Source organism: Rhizobium sp. C4, assembly GCF_021026315.1.
Taxonomy (GTDB): Bacteria; Pseudomonadota; Alphaproteobacteria; order Rhizobiales; family Rhizobiaceae; genus Ensifer_A.
Genome location: NZ_JAJNCX010000036.1, coordinates 1 through 2,500, shown reverse-complemented (window position 1 = coordinate 2,500; position 2,500 = coordinate 1). Strand labels below are relative to the sequence as shown.

Here is a 2,500-nt window from a genome sequence, read left to right as displayed (position 1 = left end):
GTGAAAGGCCAATCAAACTCGGAGATAGCTGGTTCTCCGCGAAATCTATTTAGGTAGAGCGTCGACCGAATACCCTCGGGGGTAGAGCACTGGATGGGCTATGGGGACTCACCGTCTTACTGATCCTAACCAAACTCCGAATACCGAGGAGTACTAGTCGGCAGACACACGGCGGGTGCTAACGTCCGTCGTGAAAAGGGCAACAACCCTGACCTCCAGCTAAGGTCCCCAAGTCATGGCTAAGTGGGAAAGGATGTGAGGATCCCAAAACAACCAGGATGTTGGCTTAGAAGCAGCCATCATTTAAAGAAAGCGTAACAGCTCACTGGTCTAAATAAGGGTCTTTGCGCCGAAAATGTAACGGGGCTAAAGCCATGCACCGAAGCTGAGGATGTGCAGTTTACTGCACGTGGTAGCGGAGCGTTCCGTAAGCCTGTGAAGGGAGACCCGTGAGGGCTCCTGGAGGTATCGGAAGTGCGAATGTTGACATGAGTAACGATAAAGGGAGTGAGAGACTCCCTCGCCGAAAGACCAAGGGTTCCTGCTTAAAGTTAATCTGAGCAGGGTTAGCCGGCCCCTAAGACGAGGCGGAAACGCGTAGTCGATGGGAACCACGTTAATATTCGTGGGCCTGGTGGTAGTGACGGATTGCGTAACTCGTACAGTCTTATTGGATTGATTGTGCGGGGAAGCGGTTCCAGGAAATAGCTCCACCGTATAGACCGTACCCGAAACCGACACAGGTGGTCAGGTAGAGTATACCAAGGCGCTTGAGAGAACTATGTTGAAGGAACTCGGCAAATTGCACGCGTAACTTCGGAAGAAGCGTGACCCCTTTGCACGCAAGTGTGATGGGGTGGCACAGACCAGGGGGTAGCGACTGTTTATCAAAAACACAGGGCTCTGCGAAGTCGCAAGACGACGTATAGGGTCTGACGCCTGCCCGGTGCTGGAAGGTTAAGAGGAGAGGTGCAAGCTTTGAATCGAAGCCCCAGTAAACGGCGGCCGTAACTATAACGGTCCTAAGGTAGCGAAATTCCTTGTCGGGTAAGTTCCGACCTGCACGAATGGCGTAACGACTTCCCCGCTGTCTCCAACATAGACTCAGTGAAATTGAATTCCCCGTGAAGATGCGGGGTTCCTGCGGTTAGACGGAAAGACCCCGTGCACCTTTACTATAGCTTTACACTGGCATTCGCCAAGGCATGTGTAGGATAGGTGGTAGGCTTTGAAGCATGGACGCCAGTTCGTGTGGAGCCATCCTTGAAATACCACCCTTATCTTCGTGGATGTCTAACCGCGACCCGTTATCCGGGCCCGGGACAGTGTATGGTGGGTAGTTTGACTGGGGCGGTCGCCTCCGAAAGAGTAACGGAGGCGCGCGATGGTGGGCTCAGACCGGTCGGAAATCGGTCGTCGAGTGCAATGGCATAAGCCCGCCTGACTGCGAGACTGACAAGTCGAGCAGAGACGAAAGTCGGTCATAGTGATCCGGTGGTCCCGCGTGGAAGGGCCATCGCTCAACGGATAAAAGGTACGCCGGGGATAACAGGCTGATGACCCCCAAGAGTCCATATCGACGGGGTTGTTTGGCACCTCGATGTCGGCTCATCGCATCCTGGGGCTGGAGCAGGTCCCAAGGGTTTGGCTGTTCGCCAATTAAAGCGGTACGTGAGCTGGGTTCAGAACGTCGTGAGACAGTTCGGTCCCTATCTGCCGTGGGTGTAGGAATATTGAGAGGATCTGTCCCTAGTACGAGAGGACCGGGATGGACATATCTCTGGTGGACCTGTTGTCCTGCCAAGGGCATAGCAGGGTAGCTATATATGGAAGGGATAACCGCTGAAGGCATCTAAGCGGGAAACCCACCTCGAAACGAGTATTCCCTGAGAGCCGTGGAAGACGACCACGTTGATAGGCTGGGTGTGGAAGCATGGTAACATGTGAAGCTTACCAGTACTAATAGCTCGATAGGCTTGATCGTTCTCATTGATCAATGCGCATCTTGAAGCCAAGCGCTTCAAGCATGTTTTAACCCCTCAAGGCTCAAAACCTTGAGGTTGGCGCGTCACAAAATCAAATCCAGCTTCTCATTTGTTGCCTTTTATTGACCTGGTGGTTATTGCGGGGTGGCTGCACCCGTTCCCTTTCCGAACACGGCCGTGAAACGCCCCAGCGCCAATGGTACTTCGTCTCAAGACGCGGGAGAGTAGGTCGCTGCCAGGTCTATAAAATGCAACTCATATCTTCTCATTCACAGCAACCTCGCAACGACGAGGAAAACAATCACGCCGCCTCCGCGGCGTTTGTCTTTTGAGGCAAAACTCCAAAATCAAGCCTCAAAATAACCAATCCCCTGGATCAACATCCAGACTAAGCGTAATCTACGCTCAAAATATAACGCGGGGTGGAGCAGCCCGGTAGCTCGTCAGGCTCATAACCTGAAGGCCGCAGGTTCAAATCCTGCCCCCGCAACCACTGAGACTTGTAAATCTGCCCA

1 tRNA gene and 2 rRNA genes (1 of these 3 cut by a window edge) are annotated in these 2,500 nt (G+C 53.2%); all 3 read left to right on the top strand.

The features are described 5' to 3' along the window. Positions 1–1,984 (top strand): 23S ribosomal RNA (locus tag LQK84_RS24825); it begins 900 nt to the left of the window's first position. Positions 1,985–2,111: 127 nt separating this feature from the next. Next, positions 2,112–2,226, top strand: a 5S ribosomal RNA gene (gene rrf, locus LQK84_RS24820). 175 nt (positions 2,227–2,401) lie between these two features. Then, positions 2,402–2,478, top strand: a tRNA-Met gene (locus tag LQK84_RS24815). Positions 2,479–2,500 lie beyond the last annotated feature (22 nt).